Annotated in this window: 17 protein-coding genes; 6 read left to right on the forward strand and 11 right to left on the reverse strand. The window is 73.6% G+C overall.

Annotated elements, in window-relative coordinates; genetic code table 11:
* Positions 1–117: 117 nt before the first annotated feature.
* Positions 118–1,284, reverse strand: coding sequence for a PucR family transcriptional regulator (locus ACILRH_RS02035; RefSeq protein WP_395690466.1), 1,167 nt, complete (start codon positions 1,282–1,284; stop codon positions 118–120).
* Between the two features lie 83 nt (positions 1,285–1,367).
* Here ACILRH_RS02035 and ACILRH_RS02040 point away from each other — a divergent pair, with 83 nt between their 5' ends.
* Together ACILRH_RS02040 and ACILRH_RS02045 are read left to right on the forward strand one after the other, a co-directional pair.
* The gene (locus tag ACILRH_RS02040) at positions 1,368–2,486 is read left to right on the forward strand and encodes a ferredoxin reductase (RefSeq protein ID WP_395690467.1); all 1,119 of its coding nucleotides are present in this window, start codon (positions 1,368–1,370) and stop codon (positions 2,484–2,486) included.
* Positions 2,487–2,501: 15 nt separating this feature from the next.
* Positions 2,502–3,746 carry a fatty acid desaturase family protein gene (locus ACILRH_RS02045; RefSeq protein ID WP_395690468.1) on the forward strand — a complete coding sequence of 415 codons (1,245 nt, stop codon included), beginning with the start codon at positions 2,502–2,504 and terminating at the stop codon, positions 3,744–3,746.
* Positions 3,747–3,878: 132 nt separating this feature from the next.
* On the opposite strand, the gene ACILRH_RS02050 is transcribed toward ACILRH_RS02045, so the two are convergent.
* The 4 genes from ACILRH_RS02050 to ACILRH_RS02065 are packed head-to-tail and all read right to left on the reverse strand — an operon-like array spanning position 3,879 to position 7,356.
* Positions 3,879–4,604: an ABC transporter permease gene (locus ACILRH_RS02050; RefSeq protein WP_395690469.1), complete on the reverse strand. Its 726-nt coding sequence runs from the start codon at positions 4,602–4,604 to the stop codon at positions 3,879–3,881.
* A complete protein-coding gene (locus tag ACILRH_RS02055; RefSeq protein WP_395690470.1) occupies positions 4,601–5,515 on the reverse strand; it encodes an ABC transporter ATP-binding protein in 915 nt (304 codons plus the stop codon). The genes ACILRH_RS02050 and ACILRH_RS02055 overlap by 4 nt, the downstream gene beginning before the upstream one ends.
* Positions 5,516–5,525: 10 nt before the next feature.
* Positions 5,526–6,440: an ABC transporter permease gene (locus tag ACILRH_RS02060; RefSeq protein ID WP_395690471.1), complete on the reverse strand. Its 915-nt coding sequence runs from the start codon at positions 6,438–6,440 to the stop codon at positions 5,526–5,528.
* Positions 6,424–7,356 (reverse strand): ABC transporter ATP-binding protein, encoded by a 933-nt coding sequence (locus ACILRH_RS02065; RefSeq protein ID WP_395690472.1) that lies wholly within the window; start codon positions 7,354–7,356, stop codon positions 6,424–6,426. Before ACILRH_RS02065 ends, ACILRH_RS02060 begins: the two co-directional genes overlap by 17 nt.
* A 41-nt stretch (positions 7,357–7,397) precedes the next feature.
* Between ACILRH_RS02065 and ACILRH_RS02070 the strand changes: the two genes are divergently transcribed.
* Positions 7,398–7,793, forward strand: coding sequence for a hypothetical protein (locus tag ACILRH_RS02070; protein ID WP_395690473.1), 396 nt, complete (start codon positions 7,398–7,400; stop codon positions 7,791–7,793).
* Between the two features lie 111 nt (positions 7,794–7,904).
* On the opposite strand, the gene pgm is transcribed toward ACILRH_RS02070, so the two are convergent.
* A complete protein-coding gene (gene pgm / locus ACILRH_RS02075; protein ID WP_395690474.1) occupies positions 7,905–9,545 on the reverse strand; it encodes a phosphoglucomutase (alpha-D-glucose-1,6-bisphosphate-dependent) in 1,641 nt (546 codons plus the stop codon).
* Positions 9,546–9,635: 90 nt separating this feature from the next.
* Here pgm and ACILRH_RS02080 point away from each other — a divergent pair, with 90 nt between their 5' ends.
* Positions 9,636–10,343, forward strand: a complete 708-nt coding sequence (locus ACILRH_RS02080; protein WP_395690475.1) for a VC0807 family protein — start codon at positions 9,636–9,638, stop codon at positions 10,341–10,343.
* On the opposite strand, the gene ACILRH_RS02085 is transcribed toward ACILRH_RS02080, so the two are convergent.
* Positions 10,293–11,117, reverse strand: a complete 825-nt coding sequence (locus ACILRH_RS02085) for an oxidoreductase (protein ID WP_395690476.1) — start codon at positions 11,115–11,117, stop codon at positions 10,293–10,295. The two genes, ACILRH_RS02080 and ACILRH_RS02085, sit on opposite strands and share 51 nt — an antisense overlap.
* A gap of 77 nt (positions 11,118–11,194) precedes the next feature.
* Here ACILRH_RS02085 and ACILRH_RS02090 point away from each other — a divergent pair, with 77 nt between their 5' ends.
* Positions 11,195–12,589, forward strand: a complete 1,395-nt coding sequence (locus ACILRH_RS02090) for a hypothetical protein (protein WP_395690477.1) — start codon at positions 11,195–11,197, stop codon at positions 12,587–12,589.
* Positions 12,590–12,597: 8 nt separating this feature from the next.
* Here the strand turns inward: ACILRH_RS02090 and ACILRH_RS02095 are convergent, their stop codons facing one another.
* The 3 genes from ACILRH_RS02095 to ACILRH_RS02105 form a co-directional block, all read right to left on the reverse strand.
* Positions 12,598–13,542 carry an oxidoreductase gene (locus ACILRH_RS02095; protein WP_395690478.1) on the reverse strand — a complete coding sequence of 315 codons (945 nt, stop codon included), beginning with the start codon at positions 13,540–13,542 and terminating at the stop codon, positions 12,598–12,600.
* Between the two features lie 7 nt (positions 13,543–13,549).
* Complete coding sequence (locus ACILRH_RS02100; protein WP_395690479.1) at positions 13,550–14,365, reverse strand: maleylpyruvate isomerase family mycothiol-dependent enzyme; 816 nt, start codon at positions 14,363–14,365, stop codon at positions 13,550–13,552.
* An 80-nt stretch (positions 14,366–14,445) separates the two neighbouring features.
* Positions 14,446–15,051 carry a LysE/ArgO family amino acid transporter gene (locus ACILRH_RS02105; protein WP_395690480.1) on the reverse strand — a complete coding sequence of 202 codons (606 nt, stop codon included), beginning with the start codon at positions 15,049–15,051 and terminating at the stop codon, positions 14,446–14,448.
* A 70-nt stretch (positions 15,052–15,121) separates the two neighbouring features.
* Between ACILRH_RS02105 and ACILRH_RS02110 the strand changes: the two genes are divergently transcribed.
* Positions 15,122–15,994: a LysR family transcriptional regulator ArgP gene (locus ACILRH_RS02110; RefSeq protein ID WP_395690481.1), complete on the forward strand. Its 873-nt coding sequence runs from the start codon at positions 15,122–15,124 to the stop codon at positions 15,992–15,994.
* Between the two features lie 23 nt (positions 15,995–16,017).
* Here the strand turns inward: ACILRH_RS02110 and ACILRH_RS02115 are convergent, their stop codons facing one another.
* Complete coding sequence (locus ACILRH_RS02115) at positions 16,018–17,598, reverse strand: CocE/NonD family hydrolase (protein WP_395690482.1); 1,581 nt, start codon at positions 17,596–17,598, stop codon at positions 16,018–16,020.
* Positions 17,599–17,907 lie beyond the last annotated feature (309 nt).

The following is a 17,907-nucleotide window of genomic DNA, read 5'->3' on the forward strand; positions in this document are numbered from 1 at the left end:
CCCGGTAGAGATCCCTGCGCCCGGGTTGCGACCGCAGGGGCTCGGTGTGACGTCGGACATGGGAGGTTCGGGGCCCTCGAGGAGTCGGATTGGTGACATTTCGAGGATCTTTCGGGACTACCCCAGCGCCGCGGTGAGGGCGAGCACGGTGTCGGGGTCGTCGAGGCGGTCGCCGTACCGCTCGCGCAGCTGACCCATCCGGTAGCGCACGGTCTGCGGGTGCACGAACAGCGCGGCGGCCACGTCGTCGCGGCGACCCTGGTGCAGCAGCCAGCAGCGCAGCGTGTCGGTGAGCTTCTCCGCGGTGGCGGGCCGCAGGCCCTCGAGCGGGGCCAGCACCTGGGCCCGGAGGTCGGCCCGGGCGTCGGCGTCGGCGCCCAGGACGAGCTCGACCAGGTGCGCCTCCGTGTCCAGCAGCAGGCCCGCGCGGTGTGCGCGGAGGGCGCGGTCGTACGACGCGCGCGCCTCCGTCCACGGCCGGGCCGGACCGGCGAGGCAGCCCCGGTCGGCCAGCGCGCGCAGCAGCGCCGGTCGACGGTGGTCGTGGGCGTCGGGCACCAGCAGGAGCACGCCCTCGTCGAGCCCGGGTGCCTCGGCCGCCTGGATCGTGGCCGGCGAGATGACAGCGAGCAGCGGGCGCGCCTGGGCGCCGGGGGCGAGCACCGCCGTCAGGGTGGTCGGCAGCGGCCACCCGGCACGGTCCGCTGCGGCTGCGACCTCCTCGGCAGGCGCCCCGTCCAGGAGCAGCGCCGCCACCCGCTCGAGCAGCCGCTGCCGCACCCGGCCGGTGGTCTCGGTCTCGTCGGTGTGCCCGGCGACGGCGGCCGCCGACTGCTCGTCGATGTAGGCGAAGACCAGCTCGGCGAAGTCCACCAGGACCTCGGCGCCGAGCCCGTGGCGGACCGCGGTCGTCGACAGCTCACGCCAGGCGACCCGGGCCCCGATCCGGTACGCCGCCAGCAGCGCGTCGGTCGTGCGACCGCTGCGTGCCTCGCCCCGGCCGAGCTGGTAGGAGCCCTCGACCGCGGGCGCGCTGCGCAGGTCGTCGGTGCGGCCGCGGCTGGCCAGGGTGAGGAACCCGCCGAGCGCCAGCTGGACAGCGCTGCTGATCGTCTGCCCCATCGGGCCCGAGAAGGCGTCGCGGTAGCTCGGCACCTCCTCGACGATCGCCGCCACGACGTCGTCCGCGAGGGTGGAGAGCTGCTCCCGCATCTCCGCCACCGCCGCCGGGGGGAGGGCCAGGCTGTGCCCGGAGGTGGTGCTGGTGCGAGGGCTGCCACGCATTTTGTCTCCTACGAACAAATGTGACGTGCTCGTTCACGTGCTGCGGTCATGATCTTACGCCCAAGGCGCAGCACACTGGTTCCATGAGCATCGCCGTCCCGTCCCACCACGCACGCTCCGGTCCTGGCGCGAGCCTGCGCCAGAGCCTGCGCCGCGTGGCCGAGGCCGCGGTGACCCCGCTCCAGCTCGACGACGTGCTCGACGTGTTCCACCCGCTGCGCCGCGGCGCGGACCTGCGGGGCCGGATCGTCGAGGTCCGCCCGGAGACCGCCGAGGCCGCGACCTTGGTGATCAAGCCCGGCCGCGACTGGGGCGGCCACGTGCCCGGGCAGTACGTCCGGATGGGCGTCGACGTCGACGGGGTCCGCCTGTGGCGCACCTACTCCCTGACCCACGGCCCGCGCCGCGACCGGTGCATCAGCGTCACCGTCAAGGCGATCCCCGACGGCGTCGTCTCGCACCACCTGGTCCACCGGGCCCGCGCCGGGCAGATGCTGCAGCTGGCCCCCGCGCAGGGCGAGTTCGTGCTGCCGCAGCCGATCCCGGCCAAGCTGCTGCTGGTCACCGCCGGCTCTGGCATCACGCCCGTGATCGGCATGCTGCGCAACCTGTTCTCGCGTGCCACGCCGTACGCCGGCGACATCGTGCTGCTGCACTCCGCGCTCACCCGGGACAGCGTGATCTTCGGTCCCGAGCTGCGCTCCTACGCCGCGCGCGGCCTGCTGCAGCTGGTCGAGCTGCACACCGACGTCGACGGGATGCTCGACGTCGCCGAGCTCGACCGGATCGTCCCCGACCTGGCGGAGCGCACGGCGTACGCCTGCGGCCCCGCGGGGCTGCTCGACGCGCTTCAGGAGCACTACGACGAGCGCGGGCTGACGCTGACCACCGAGCGGTTCCGGCCGGCCGCGACCGTCGTCGCGGGCGACGGTGGCACGGTCGCGTTCGCGAACGGCACCGTCGTCGAGGCGGACGGCGCCACCCCGATCCTCGACGCCGCCGAGAGTGCCGGCGTGCTGATGCCCAGCGGCTGCCGGATGGGCATCTGCATGAGCTGCGTGCTGCCGCTGAAGGAGGGTGCCGTGCGCGACCTGCGCAACGGCGCCGTCACCGTCGCGGTGGCCGGCGAGACCGGCCCGGGCGGCGTCCCCATCCAGACCTGCATCAACGCGGCCGCCGGGCCGTGCCACCTCGACCACTGATCGCGAGGAGACACCATGACCGCCATCACGAAGAAGCCCGTGAACCCCACCGCCCACCTGACCCCCGAGGACATCGAGCAGATCGGCATCGAGCTCGACGCGATCCGCCAGGACGTGCTCGACGAGCGCGGGGAGAGCGACGCGGCGTACATCCGCAACCTGGTCTCCGTGCAGCGCCGGCTCGAGCTGGCCTCGCGGGCGGTGCTGCTCGGCTCCGCGCTGCCGCCCCTGTGGGTGCTCGGCACCGTCGGGCTGTCGGTGGCCAAGATCCTGGAGAACATGGAGATCGGCCACAACGTCATGCATGGCCAGTGGGACTGGATGCGTGACCCCAAGATCCACTCCACCACCTGGGAGTGGGACAACGCGTCGACCGCCGAGGGCTGGAAGCACGCCCACAACGAGGTGCACCACACCTACACGAACATCGTCGGCAAGGACAACGACCTCGGCTACGGCATCATGCGCGTCGACGAGGACCAGCGCTGGGTGCCGGCGTACCTCCTCCAGCCGCTGTGGAACTTCGTCAACGCCTGCTTCTTCGAGTACGGCATCGCCGCCTACGACCTCGAGCTCGGCCGCAACCTGCGGATCCCGAAGGAGAAGCGCTCCGAGCAGTTCAAGACGTCGCTGGGCAAGACGCTGCGCAAGATCCGCAAGCAGGCGACCAAGGACTACGTCGTCAACCCGGCGCTCGCCATCCCGTTCGGCGGCTTCCTGCCGACGCTGGCCGCGAACTTCACCGCGAACCTCGTGCGCAACGTGTGGTCGCACTCGGTGATCATGTGCGGCCACTTCCCCGAGGGCGTCGAGACCTTCGAGAAGAGGGCGATCCCGGAGAAGGAGACGCGCGGCGAGTGGTACCTGCGCCAGATGCTCGGCTCGGCCAACATCTCCGGCTCCCCGGCGATGCACCTGATGACCGGCAACCTGTCGCACCAGATCGAGCACCACCTCTTCCCCGACCTGCCGAGCAACCGGTACGCCGAGGTGGCGCCCCGCGTGCAGGCGCTGTTCGAGAAGTACGAGCTCAACTACCACTCCGCGCCGCTGCCCCAGCAGGTCTACTCGGCCTGGCACCGGGTCTTCCGGCTGTCGCTGCCCAACGGCTGGCTCGCGACCACCGACCGCTCGAACCTCCCCGAGCAGCTCAAGCTGCTCTGGGCGATGTCGACCAAGGGACCCAAGGTCCGCCGCGCCGCCCAGGCCCGGCTGACCCAGCAGGCCCGCCGCCAGGCGGCGGCCGCCGCCGCTGCCTGACCGGGTGGATGAATCCCCGGTCAGCCGGGGAAACCTGACGTTGTCAGGGGTTGCAACACCTGACAACGTCATGAAGAGCCTGACAACCCCGGATGAATCCCCGGTCAGCCGGGGATTCATCCACGGCTCGGCTCACTCGTCCCCGGTCAGGTTGAACGACCGCAGCCGGTGGCCGGTGAGCCAGGTGCCGCCGACGATCACCACGAGCGCCGCGACCAGGGCGTAGACCAGGGACAGGTCGACCAGCGAGGTGCCCGCGACCCGGTCGACGACCGCGGCCGACCACCGCGTCACGCTGAGCCACCGCACGCCGTCGAGCAGACCGCCCAGCAGGCCCTCCCACACCAGCAGGTAGACCAGCCCCACCACGACCGCGTGGCGGGTGACCACCGAGAGCAGCGCGAAGAGTGCGCAGTACGCCGTGCCGCCCAGCACCGACCCGAGGGCGAAGCCGACCGCGACCGACGGGTCGCCGGTGCGCAGCACCAGACCCGCGACCAGCAGCGGCAGGGTGCCGAAGGCCAGCACGCACCCGACCGCGACGACCAGCTTGCTGACCACGATCGTGGAGCGCGGCACCGGCTTGGCGAGCAGGTAGGAGATCGAGCCGTCGTCGATCTCCGGGGCCAGCAGCCCGGACGTCGCGAGCAGCGCGACCAGCGGCACGACGACGACCAGCCCCAGGCCGTAGAGCGTGTGGCGCGCCCCCTCGTCGGTCTGTCCCACCAGCGCCCGCGCGAGCACGGCCAGCCCGATCAGCACCAGCGGCAGCACGAACAGCAGCACGCCGCGCCACCGCCCGAAGATGCTGCGCACCCCGAGCCGCACGACGGTGCGGTGCACCACGGCGGTGCTCACGGCGCCACCAGGTAGGCGAAGACGCTCTCGAGCGACTCGTCGGTGGGGGTGACCTCGTGCAGTCGTACGCCGTGCTCACGGGCCAGTCGCGGCAGCACCTCGCTGAACCGGCCGAAGTCGGCGGCCTCGACCTCGATGCCGCCCTCGCTGCGCAGCCGGGCCCCACGCACCGACGCGTCGGCCAGCAGCACCGAGGCCAGCAGGCGGTCGTCGGCGGTGCGCAGCACGAACCGGTTCGGCCGGTCGGTCATCAGCCGCCGGATCGCCCCGAAGTCGCCCGACGCCGCGTGCCGGCCGGCCACCACGACCTCGATCTGTCGGGCGACCTGCTCGACCTCCTCGAGGATGTGGGAGCTGAAGAGCACCGTGCGCCCCTCGGCGCCCATGGTGCGGATCAGCTCCATCAGGTGGATCCGCTGCCGCGGGTCCATGCCGTTGAACGGCTCGTCGAGGAGCAGCACCGGCGGGTCGTGGACCAGCGCGGACGCCATCTTGATCCGCTGCCGCATGCCCTTGGAGTAGGTCGAGATCTCGCGGTCCTGGGCGTCGGTCATCTCGATGAGCCCGATCGCCCGCGCGGCGGCGGCACCGGGATCGGGCAGGCCCTGCAGCTCGGCGTTGGCGACCACGAACTCCCGCCCGGTCAGGTAGTCGAACAGCGCCTCGCGCTCGGGCACCAGACCCACCCGGCGGTAGACCTGCTCGTTGCGCCACAGCGGCTCGCCGTCGAGGGTGACCGAGCCCGCGGACGGCGCCAGGAACCCCGACATCAGCGCGATCAGCGTCGACTTGCCGGCGCCGTTGGGGCCGAGCAGCCCGGTGACGCCGGGGCCGATCGTCATCGTCACGTCGTTGACGGCCACGACGTTGCGGAACCAGCGGGAGACGTGGTCGATGCGGATCTCGCTCATGATCGGGACCTCATGGGCTCACCCGCCGGTAGCGCGCCATCAGCGCCGCGGCGGAGCCGAGCACCACCAGCACCGTCGCGACGACGTACAGGACACCCATGGCCGCGCCCTGCGGCGGTGTGGCCATCGCGCCAGGGGAGTCGAAGAGCACGACCTGGACGCCGTTGACGAGCGTGTACGGCGAGAAGACGCCCGCGACCTCGCCGACCCGGGGGTGCCCGGAGTCCAGCGAGATCCCCTGGATCGCGACCACCACGGTGTAGCTGACCAGGAGCACCACGATCACCGCGGTGACCGCCAACCCCCGCCGGACCGTGAGCGCCGAGACCAGCGCCGCCAGTCCGGCCAGGCACGCCGCGAGGAGCAGCGCCCCGACGAGGGCGGCCAGGAACCGGCCGCTCTCGCGCCCGACGGGCAGCTCGGCGAGCAGCCCGCCGGCGTAGAGCAGCACCAGAGGCGCGGCGATCAGCGCGAAGGTGGCGACCGTGAGCGACGCGAGGCGGACCAGGACGTACACCGACCGCCGCATCGGCCGCGCGAGGTAGAGCGTGATCGAGCGGAAGCGCAGGTCTCGCGAGATCAGCGCCGGTGCCTGCGCGGCCACGAAGACCGAGATCAGCAGCTGGGTCGTGAGCGGGTAGGTCGAGTACGCGACGATCTGCTCGTCGAGGCCGAGCAGGTTCTTGGCCTGGACCAGCACGCCGACGAGGATCAGCGCCGGCAGCAGCATCAGCCCGAGGAGCACCATGGGGAGCACCTTCGAGCGTGCCGAGCGACCCAGGCCGTAGGTGTTGCGCAGGCCGGTGGTGAAGAACGACCAGGCGACCGCGCGCTCGCCGAGCCGCGGGCCGGCGTACGGCCGGTAGCCGAGGTCGTGGATGACGCCGGTGGGTGCCGGTGCGGAGGGGTCAGACGGGCTGGACACCACCGGCCACCCCCTCCCGGAAGACGTCCTCGATGCGGTGGTGGCGCTCCTGCATCCGCACCAGGCCGAGCCCGAGGTCGACGGTCAGGTCGCGTACGACGTCGGGGGTGGTGTCGTCGCGCACCTCGACCTCGATCAGGGCGCCGCCGGCCGGCCGCGCCGTGAGCCCGGCGTCCACGAGCGCCTGGCCGAGCAGCCGGTCGGCGTCGGGGCGGCCCTGCACCTCGACCAGCAGGCTGCCGGTGCGGTGCAGGAAGTCCGTGGTCGCCGACGAGCGCAGCAGCCGTCCCGCGTCGAGGACGACGACGTGGTCGCTGACCCGCTCCAGCTCCCCGAGCAGGTGCGAGGTGACCAGCACCGCGATGCCGAACTCCTCGCCGATGCGCCGCACCAGCCCGAGCATGTCGTCGCGGGCCGAGGGGTCCAGGCCGTTCGTGGGCTCGTCGAGCAGCACCAGCCGCGGGTCGTGGACCAGCGCCTGGGCGAGCTTCACCCGCTGCTTCATGCCGGTGGAGTAGCCGCCGATCGGGCGGTAGCGCTCCTCGGCCAGGCCGACGTGGCGCAGCACGTCGGAGGTGCGCTCCCGCGCGGCGGCGTACGGCAGCCCGGACATCTGCCCCAGGTGCACGACCAGGTCGCTGGCGGACACGTCGGCGGGCAGGCAGTCGTGCTCGGGCATGTAGCCGACCAGGGCCCGGATCCGGGCACCCTCGGTCGCGACGTCGTGGCCGAGCACGCGGGCGGTGCCGCTGGTGGCCGGCACCAGGCCGAGCAGGATCTTGATCAGCGTCGACTTGCCGGCGCCGTTCGCGCCGACCAGGCCGGTGACGCCCTCACCGACCGCGACGTCGAGGTGGTCCAGCGCCGTGACGCGCGGGTAGGCCTTCGTCAGCCCCGCGGTCTCGATGACGGCCACGCCCCCAACCTAGGTCATCGGCGGTGCGGCAGGCTGGTGCCATGCGATTCACCGAGCACGAGCTGACCGCCGCCCTCACCGGGGTGGCCAAGAACGTCCTCGGCGCCCAGGACAAGGACGTACGCAAGGGCCGGCGCACGGTGGACGAGGTGTGGGAGGGCCTCTCGAAGTTCGAGCGCTTCCAGCTGCTCGACGGCCTGGGCGACCAGCTGCTGCCGGCGCTGGTCGCGCTGCCGGACGTCGAGGTGCCGGCCGGCGGTCGGCCGACCTACACCGACGCCGAGATCACCGCCGCCGTCGAGGAGCGGCTCGCCGGCGAGCGGGGCCTGCGCCGCAAGGCGCTGCTGGCCGCCCGCGTCGCCCTGGTCAAGCTCGCCCTCGAGTGCCTCCCGCCCCGCCAGGACCCCGACGCCCTCATCGTCCCCGACCACCTCTGACGTCGACTTGGGGGTTGTGACCGGTTGAGTTGGACGTGGTGACCGGTTGAGCTGAGGTGTGCGACCACCGCGTGGTCACAACCCTCAACTGGAGTGGTCACAACCCTCAACTCAACCGAGGGCGGCGCCGACGACGGCCTTCGCCTCGTCCTGCACCTGGGCCAGGTGGTCGGCGCCGCGGAAGGACTCGGCGTAGATCTTGTAGACGTCCTCGGTGCCCGACGGGCGGGCCGCGAACCAGGCCGACTCGGTGACGACCTTCAACCCGCCGATCCTCGCGCCGTTGCCGGGTGCCTCGGTGAGCTTGGCCGTGATCGGCTCGCCGGCCAGCTCGGTGGCGGTGACGTCGTCGGGCGAGAGCGCCGCCAGCTTGGCCTTCTGCTCCCGGTCGGCGGGCGCGTCGATGCGGGCGTACGCCGGCGCGCCGTGCTCGGCCACCAGGTCGGCGTACCGCTGCGAGGGCGACTCCCCGGTGGTCGCGAGGATCTCCGAGGCCAGCAGCGCCAGGATGATCCCGTCCTTGTCGGTCGTCCACGCCGCCCCGTCGCGGCGCAGGAACGACGCCCCGGCGGACTCCTCGCCGCCGAACCCGAAGGACCCGTCGATCAGGCCGGGCACGAACCACTTGAACCCGACCGGCACCTCGACCATCTCCCGTCCGATCGAGGCGGCGACCCGGTCGATCATCGACGACGACACCAGCGTCTTGCCGATCCGGGCGGTGCCCGGCCAGCCCGGTCGCGCGCCGCCGAAGAGGTAGCCGATGGCCACCGCCAGGTAGTGGTTGGGGTTCATCAGGCCGGCGTCCGGGGTGACGATCCCGTGCCGGTCGGAGTCCGCGTCGTTGCCGGTCGCGATGTCGAAGCGGTCCTTCTGGGCGATCAAGGAGGCCATCGCCGACGGTGAGGAGCAGTCCATCCGGATCTTGCCGTCCCAGTCCAGCGTCATGAACCGCCAGGTCGGGTCGACCAGCGGGTTCACGACCGTGAGGTCGAGCCCGTGCCGGTCGGCGATCTCGCCCCAGTAGGCCACCGACGCCCCGCCGAGCGGGTCCGCCCCGATCCGTACGCCGGCGGCGCGGATCGCCTCGACGTCCACGACGTTCGGCAGGTCGTCGACATAGGTCCCGAGGAAGTCATACGCCCCGGCGTGCGCCCGGGCCCGCGAGAACGGCACCCGGCGCACCTCGGCGAGACCGCCGCGGATGAGCTCGTTGGCCCGGGCGGCGATCACCGAGGTCGCGTCGGTGTCGGCGGGGCCGCCGTGCGGCGGGTTGTACTTGAACCCGCCGTCGCTCGGCGGGTTGTGGGACGGGGTCACGACGATGCCGTCGGCCAGACCCGCGCCCGTCGTGCGGCCGCCGTTGGCGCGCAGGATCGCGTGGGAGACCCCGGGCGTCGGCGTGTAGCCGTCGCGGTCGTCGACCAGCACGGTCACGTCGTTGGCCGCCAGCACCTCCAGCGCGCTGGCCCACGCCGGCTCGGAGAGCCCGTGGGTGTCGCGGCCGAGGAAGAGCGGGCCGTCGTACCCCTGCTCGCGGCGGTGGTCCACGATCGCCTGGGTGGTCGCGAGGATGTGGGTCTCGTTGAAGGCCGTGCGCAGCGACGAGCCGCGGTGCCCGCTGGTCCCGAACGCGACCTGCTGGTCCACGTCGTCCGGGTCGGGGACCCCGGTGTAGTACGCCGTCACCAGGTGGGCGACGTCGACGAGGTCGGAGGGCTCCGCGGGCTGGCCGGCACGAGGGTGGCTCATGGTGGCCATCATGCCCCGGCCCAAGGTCTCCTCCACCAGGGTCGGACGGCACAGGCCCCGCACAGGTCCGACCCGTACGGTCGAGGTCACATGTCTGCCACCGCCGTCGCCCCGTCCACCTCGCCGCCAGCCGCTCCGCCCGCCTGCCCGCACCCGTCGCTGGGCGCGGTGGTCCGCCGGGTCTCGCTGAGCCTGCTGGTCGCCTGCGCGGTCCCGGCGACGCTCTTCTACACGTGCTTCCGCCTGGACGGCGTGTGGACGGCGATCGTCGTCGCGCTCGGCTGGTCCTACGGGGCGATCGCCTGGCGGGCCATCACCGGCCGCCGGCCGTCCGGCCTGCTCCTGCTGACCGCGCTGCTGCTCACCGCGAGGACGGTGATCGCGCTGGCCGCGGGCAGCACCTTCCTCTACTTCCTCCAGCCGATCATCAGCGACGCGGTGGTCGCGACCGCGTTCCTGGCGTCGCTGGCGACGGCTCGGCCGATGGTGGCCCGGCTCGCCGGCGACTTCTACCCGATGGACGACGAGCTGCACCTGCGTCCGCGGATCCGGCGCCTCTTCAGCACCCTCACCGTGCTGTGGGCCGCGCTGTGCCTGACCAAGGCGGCGCTGACGCTGTGGCTGCTGGAGTCGACCTCCCTGCAGACCTTCGTGCTGGTCAAGAGCATCTCCGCGCTGAGCATCAACATGCTGGCGGCCGGTGCCACGATCGGGCTCGCGGTCCTGGTCGCCCGCAAGGAGGGGCTGCTACCGACCGATCGCGTCGAGCTCGGCCAGGTCGGCCTCGTCGAGGCGTAGCCGGCCGGCCGCCAGGTTCTCCTCCAGGTGCGCCACCGACGCCGTGCCGGGGATGAGCAGGATGTTCGGCGACCGCTGCAGGAGCCAGGCCAGCGCGACCTGCATGTGGGTCGCGCCGTGCCTGGCCGCGACCTCGTCCACGGTGCCGAGCTGCAGCGGGCTGAACCCGCCCAGCGGGAAGAACGGGACGTACCAGATCCCCTGGTCCTCCAGCTCCTCGATGAGGTCGTCGTCCTCGCGGTGCGCGACGTTGTAGGCGTTCTGCACCATCGACACCGGCGCGATGCCCTGTGCGGCCCGCACCTGCTCCGCCGTGCAGCTGCTCAGCCCGAGCTCCACCACGAGACCCTGCGAGCGCAGGTCCGCCAGCACCGTCCACTGCTCCTCGAAGGATCCCTCGAAGCCGTCCATGAGCCGCAGGTTGACCCCACCGAGGCGCTCGACGCCGAGCCGGCCGAGGTTGTCGTGCACCGCCTCCTTGATCTCGTCGGGCGAGAACGCCGGGAGCCAGGCGCCGGCCTCGTCGCGGCGCGCGCCGACCTTGGTGACGAGCACCAGCTCCGGCGGGTAGGGGTGCAGGGCCTCGCGGATCAGGTCGTTGACGACGTACGGCCCGTAGTAGTCGCTGGTGTCGATGTGGTCGACACCGAGCTCGACGGCCCGCTGCAGCACGCGCACGGCCTCGTCGGGGTCCGCCGGCGGACCCATGATGCCGGGCCCGGTGAGCCGCATGGCGCCGTACCCGATGCGCTGGACGTCCGAGAGTCGCTTCATGCGATCCCACTGTGCCTCACCGGTGGTCGTCGTGCCTCGCCGGCGACGGGCGCGGTCGCGACTAGCCTGCTGCCACGATGAGGTTCGCGCGCACGGCCGCCCTGCTGGGCGTGGCCCTCCTGTGGTGGGCGGTCGGGCCGCTCGCCCTGGTCCTGGCCGCCGCCGCGCTGTGCTCGCGCCGGGTCCGGGAGTGGCTGCGGCCGACCCGGCGGGTGCTGGGCTGGTGGGTCGTGGGCGTCCTCGCCGTCGCGGGGGTGCTCTACGTCCTGCCCGACGGCTGGGTGCGGCTGCCCCCGGGTCCCGGGGCGCTGGTGACGCCGGCGTACGTCGGGCGGCCCTCGATCCTCCCGGCCGGCGAGGTCGCGGCGCCGCTGGGCGACTCGCCCCAGGTGACGACGCGCTCGTACGGCGCCCCCGACTGCCGCGACGTCGGCTTCGACCCGCGGGGCCGGCTGGTCACCACCTGCGGTGACGTGCTGCGGCTGGTCGACCCCGACAGCCTGCGCCAGCTCGCGGCCAAGGACCTGCCCGGTGGCTGCCCGCCGGTCTTCACCGTGGCGGGCGGACGGGTGCTCGTCGTCGCGGGCGGGCGCGTGCTGACGGTGGCGACCGCCGACGCGGAGGGCGCACCCGACCTCACGACCTCCGCGGCGGTCGACCTGCCCGAGGGCGGCTGCGCGACCGGGGTGGGCGTCGACCGGCGCAACCGCACGTGGGTGAGCACCGAGGACGGCCGGGTCGCCCTGGTCGCGGGCGACCGCGTGCGCCTGCTCGACCTCCACGACCGGGTGCGGCGGCCGCTCACCATCGCCCCGGACGCGGTCTACGTCGCGGGCGAGCACGCGCTGCACAAGGTGATCGCCACGGGCGACCGGCCGGTGGCGGCGTGGGCCGCGAGGTCCGACGGCGTCGAGCGCGGCAGCGCACCCGTCGTGCTGCCGAGCGGGCTGGTCGCCGTCGCCGACGACCGCGACCCCCGGCTCCAGGTCGTCGTGCACCGGGGCGACACCGGGGCGGTGGCGTGCCGGCTCGAGCTGTTCGACGACGACGAGAGCTCCACCGACGGCGGCCTGGTCGCCGCGGACGACGGGCTGCTCGTGCTCAACCAGCACGGGTACGACGGCCCGCTGTCGACCGCGCTGGGCCGCACGACGACCGGCGGCGTGGCCCGGGTCGACGTCCCGCGGTGCCGGGTCTCCTGGCAGTCCGACCTGGACGCCCCCAGCGGTGCCCCGGCCGTCTCGCCGGAGGCGGGCCTGGCCTACCTCTACACCAAGCGGCACAGCTGGCTGGGCGCCGACGCGTGGTACCTCACCGCGGTCGACCTCCGCTCCGGCCGCACGACCTGGGCGCAGCGCACGGGCCTGGGCGTCCTGGCCGACAACCACCACGGGAGCGTCGCCCTGGGCCCGGACGGTGCGGCGTACGTGCCCGTGCTCGGGGGGTTCGTGCGGGTCGCGGACCGCTCCTGAGCCCCGCGTCACGGGTAGCGGATGCCCGTGACCTCCTCGCTGCGCTGCCACAGCCGCCGCTGGGCGGTCTCGTCGTGGGAGAGCCGGCTGCTCGTCGTCACCCGCGGCGCACCGCCCCACTCGAAGAGACCGTCGGGGCCGACGTACGTCGCGCCGGGCAGGTCGGCGGTCGCCGCCATCAGCGTGGGCCACGCGCCCTTCGCCGGCGTGCTGGGTGAGACCGCCTTGATCGCGGCGTCGAGGATCGAGGCCGCGCCACCGGTCGTCCGGCCGTACTGCCCGTTGGCGGCCAGGTGGGTCGAGGCGAACCCGGGATGCGCGGCGAGCGCCTTGACCGGCAGCCCGGCGCGCCGCAGCCGGCGGTCGAGCTCGTAGGTGAACAGCAGGTTCGCGAGCTTGGTCTGGCCGTAGACCGTCCACCGCTCGTAGCGGCCCTCCTGGACCCGGGGGTCGCCGAGCGGGGCGCGGCGGGCGGTGTAGCGGTGCATCTGCGAGGAGACCGCCACGACCCGGCCGGCCCCGCTGGCGACCAGCTGCGGCAGCAGCAGCCCGGTGAGCAGGAACGGGCCGAAGTGGTTCGTGGCCATCTGCAGCTCCAGCCCGTCGCCGGTGCGGCGGTACGGCGTGCCCATCACCCCGGCGTTGTTGACCAGCACGTCCAGCGGCCCGGTGGCGGCGAGGTCGGCCGCCGCGCGCCGCACGGAGGCGAGGTCGGCCAGGTCGACCACGACCTGCTCGAGCTCCGCGTCGGGCACCTCGGCGCGGATCGCCGACGCGCTGTCCGCGAGGCGCTCGGGTCGCCGCCCGGCGAGCACCACCCGGGCCCGGCGCCGCGCCAGCTCCAGCGCCGTGAAGTGGCCCAGACCGCCCGCGCTCGGCCCGGTCACGACGACGGTGCGTCCGGCGAGGTCGGGCAGGTCGGCCGGCGTCCAGCGGTCGGCGGCCGGCCTCACGGCGCGGTCACGGGGTGGTGGCCAGGGCGTCCATCAGCCGCCGGCCGAGGTCCTGGTCGCCGTCGACGTGCACGGTGCCGGGCTCGGGGTCGCAGCGGCCGCCGGCCAGGCGGATGAACGCCTCGCGGTCCATCCGCAGCAGCACCGTCGGGTCGGCCGGGGCGTCGGCCAGCCGCTCGCCGCGACCGGCGTCGTTGACCGTGAAGGCGAACGGTGCGCTGCCCTCCATCTCCAGGACCACGGAGGTGCCCGGGTCCGCGCCGAGCCGCTTGGCGAGGACGTAGCCGGTGCTCTCGGCGAGGTACTCCGCGGTGTGCCGGGCCGCGGGGGAGTCCATGCCGCCGGGACGGTCGACGGCCCGCCGGACGTCCTGCTCGTGCATCCAGACGTCCAGAGGACGGTTGCGCAGCAGCGTGCGCCAGTCCCAGGGGACGCCGCCGAAGACCGGCTCCGGCTTGGCGCTGCCGTCGGTCGGCGGGTCGTCGAGCAGCCGGGTGTGCCGGGCGGTCGCCGCGGCGCGGATCTCGTTGATGATGGCGTCGGGGTCGGCGTCACGGCGGGTGACCACGCCGATCTCGGTGTAGATGCCCATCGGCGAGGCGATGTGGTCGGGCTGACCGACGTCGGCGGACTCCTCCGGGTTGCCGGCGAGGATGGACTCCAGGTGCGCCACGTGCGACGCGACCGCCTTCACGTCCCAGCCGGGCAGGTCGGTCGGCCGCGCCCAGTCCGCGGGGTCCAGCTCCTCCAGGAGGTCGGTGAAGTCGTTGACGGCCTGCCACCACACGTCGACGTAGCCGCTGAGCTCCTGCTGATCGGTCATGACCAGCACCCTAGAGGGGTCGCCGGGCACCGGGGTCGGCCGTGCGGGTTTCGGCGGGCTGACCGCCAGGACCGGCGGTCTCAGCCCAGCGCCAGGCTGGCGGCGATCGCGAGCATGACGAGCCCGATGACGACGTCCAGCACCTGCCACGCCCGCGGGCTGGCCAGCAGTGGGGCGGCGAGCCGGGCGCCGTACCCCAGCGAGCCGAACCACACGATGCTGCCCAGGCAGGCGCCGACCGCGAACCACCAGCGACCGGGGGAGCCGTGGTGGTTGGCGATCGAGCCGAGCAGCAGCACGGTGTCGAGGTAGACGTGCGGGTTGAGCCAGGTGAGGGCGAGCATGCGTACGGCGACGGTCCGTCGCCGGGTCGCCGCACCGGCCGCCGACGTCTGCAGCGACTCGGCGCGGCGCGCGCGCAGCAGCGAGCTGACGCCGTACCAGGTCAGGAACGCGACGCCGAGCCAGCGCACGAGGTCCAGCGCCCACCCGGCGTGCTCGACCACCGCCCCGATCCCGGCCACACCGGCGACGATGAGGACGACGTCGGAGACCGCGCAGATCGCCACCACCAGGCCGACGTGCTCGCGCGCCAGGCCCTGGCGCAGCACGAACGCGTTCTGCGCACCGATCGCCACGATCAGCGACAGGCCGGTCAGCAGGCCGGCGGTCAGGGAGTCGAGCACCCGGCCACGCTAGGCGCCGGCACCACCTGAAGACCAACGAAACAATCTGCACAACCATTAGCGTTGCTTCATGGACCTCGTGCCGTCCCAGCTGGCCGCCCTCCTCGCGATCGCCGACCACGGCACCTTCGACGCCGCCGCCCGGCACCTGCACGTCACGCCGTCGGCGGTGAGCCAGCGGATCCGCGCGCTGGAGTCCCAGGTCGGGCGGGTGGTCGTGCAACGCACGACGCCCTGCCGCCCGACGGCCGAGGGGGAGGTGCTCCTCCGGCTGGCCCGCCAGGTGCAGCTGCTCCAGGACGAGGTGGGTGGCGAGCTCGGCGCGACCGAGCCCGGCGGCCGGTCCGTGGTGGACCTGCCGGTGGCGGTGAACGCCGACTCGCTGGCCACCTGGTTCCGCGGTGTCGTCGCGGACGTCGCCACCTGGGACGCGGTCGCGCTGCGGCTGCACGTGGAGGACCAGGCCTTCTCCGCCGGGCTGCTGCGCAGCGGCGACGTGCTGGCCGCCGTGACCAGCGAGCCCACCGCTGTCCAGGGCTGCTCGGTGGAGCGCCTGGGCACGCTGCGCTACGTGCCGGCCGCCACCGCCGGGCTCGCGCAGCGCTGGCGACGGGGCCGGCGTCCGGACTGGTCGGCCATGCCGGTGGTCGTGTTCAACGAGAAGGACGACCTCCAGCACGAGGTGCTGCGCGGTCGTGGCGTCGCGGCGCCGCCGGTCGCGCACCGGGTGCCGACGTCCGCCGACTTCGCCGAGGCGGTCCGGCTCGGCCTGGGCTGGGGGATGATCCCCGAGCCCCAGCTCGACGCCTCGCTGGTCCCGCTCGTGCGGGGTCTGCACGTCGACGTCGCCCTGCACTGGCAGCGGTGGCGCCTGGACTCGCCGGTGCTCGACCGGCTCACCGACGTCGTACGGCGGTCCGCCGCTCGCACGCTGCGCCGCTGATCCCGGTGCCGTCCCCTGGGAGGTCAGTCCGCCGCGACCACCGGCAGGTCCAGGCCGGCCCGGAGCCCGGGCCCCCAGCGGAGCGTGCAGGACGTGCGCGGTCCGGGCGGGTACCAGCCCGGGAACTGGCCGGTGAGTGGGTTGCGTGGCCACAGCCAGCGACCCGCGACGACCAGGCGCAGCTGGTCGCCGCGGCGGAAGCGGGTCGCGGTCGGTCCCATCTCGACCTCGACCTGGTGCGCCCCCGCCGGCACCGCATGCCAGCCGGTCGTGACCCGGTCACGGCCGAACCCGTAGGACCCCTCGAAGGGCACGTACCTCCCGTCGACCCACTTCTCCAGGCCGGCGACCAGCGTCAGCTCGGCGCCCGCCTCGACGTGCAGCCGCAGCGTCGGAGCGCCCACCACCTCGAGGTCCTCGGGCACCGTCCACCCGAACCGGACGCCGCGCGAGCGGGTGCGGAACCCGATCGACCCGGCCGCGTCCGGCGCCGGCCCGAGGCCCGCCGCGGAGAGGTGCAGGGTCCGGGTGCGGGCGGCCGGTGGCGGCCACGCGTCCTCCGAGCGCACCGTGCTCGCCTCGCGGGTCTCGTGCACCTCGAGCCGGACCCGGGGGAGCGGCGGCGCGTCCTCGTCGTCGAGGTGCCGGGCGAGGAACGCGCGCTGGTCGCGCCGGGCGGCCGCGCCGTAGAACGTCGCCCACTTGCCACCGCGGTGGGTCCACAGATGCTTCTCCGCCGACCCCAGGGCGAGGAAGCCGCGCAGCGACCCGCGGGAGTGCAGGTTGTTGTCCGAGAAGCTGCCGCAGACCAGGGCCGGCACCTCGATCCGCTCGACCGCCGGGACCAGCGCCTGCCAGAACCCGTCGTGCTCGGGGTGCCGCCGGATCTCCTCGGGGAGGTCGTAGGCCAGCCGGTTGCCGCGCAGTCCGGCGGCCCAGAACCGGACGAAGCCGTTCTCGCGCACGCCACCGGGCTTGAGCAGGTCGCGGTAGGCGTCGGTGAAGCCCTCCCACACGACGATCGCGCGCAGCCCGCGCGGCCGCAGCGCCGCGGACTTCCACTGCGAGATCGCCAGGTAGGAGACGCCCATCATCGCGACCCGGCCGTTGCTCCACGGCTGCTGCGCCGCCCACTCCACCAGGTCGGCGACGTCCTCGCCCTCCTGGTCCGACAGCAGGGCGCCGCGCCCGTCGGACGTCCCGGAGCCGCGCAGGTCGGCGTTCACCGTCACCCAGCCCTGCTGCGCGCACCACACCGGGTCGGGCGCCTCCCAGCCGGTCAGTCGCGAGAACGCGACGGGGACAGGTTGGCGCAGCATGCGGTACGGCCGCGGGAGCCCGCGCTCCGGCAGCCGGTCCTTGCCGTAGGGATGGGCGCACAGGACCACCGGCCGCGGCTCCCCGCCCGGCGGCCGGTGCACGTTCACCCGCAGCACCGTGCCGTCCCGCGTCGTGACCGGGACGTCGTGGTCGGTGACGAGCAGGCCGTCGGGCACCTCGGTCACGGTCACCGGCGGACGGAGGATCCCCCGCACCCGCGACCACGCGTACGCCGCCGCGCCCGGCCGTCGCCACGGCCGGTCGAGCGCGGGCGCGTCGTCCATCTGCGCACCGTAGGGCAGGGCGGGCTCGGCTGGGAATGGGTCGCAGGTTCATCACGGTATGCGGGTGAACCTGCACTTCCCGTGGTGGGCAGGCCGTGGGAGGTGCCGGTTCGCCGACAGACCATGGTGAAGCTGCGGCAGGTGGGGCAGGGGTGGTGTGCTCCGGGTTCGGTCACAGGTTCATCAGGGGATGCGGGTGAACCTGCACTTCCCGTGGTGGGCAGGCCGTGGGAGGGGCTGGTTCGCCGACAGACCATGGTGAACCTGCGGCAGGTGGGCAGGGGTGGTGTGGTCCGGGGTTAGGTCACA

Origin of the sequence: Nocardioides sp. (genome assembly GCF_044226765.1) — a bacterium.
In the GTDB taxonomy this organism is placed as follows: domain Bacteria; phylum Actinomycetota; class Actinomycetes; order Propionibacteriales; family Nocardioidaceae; genus Nocardioides.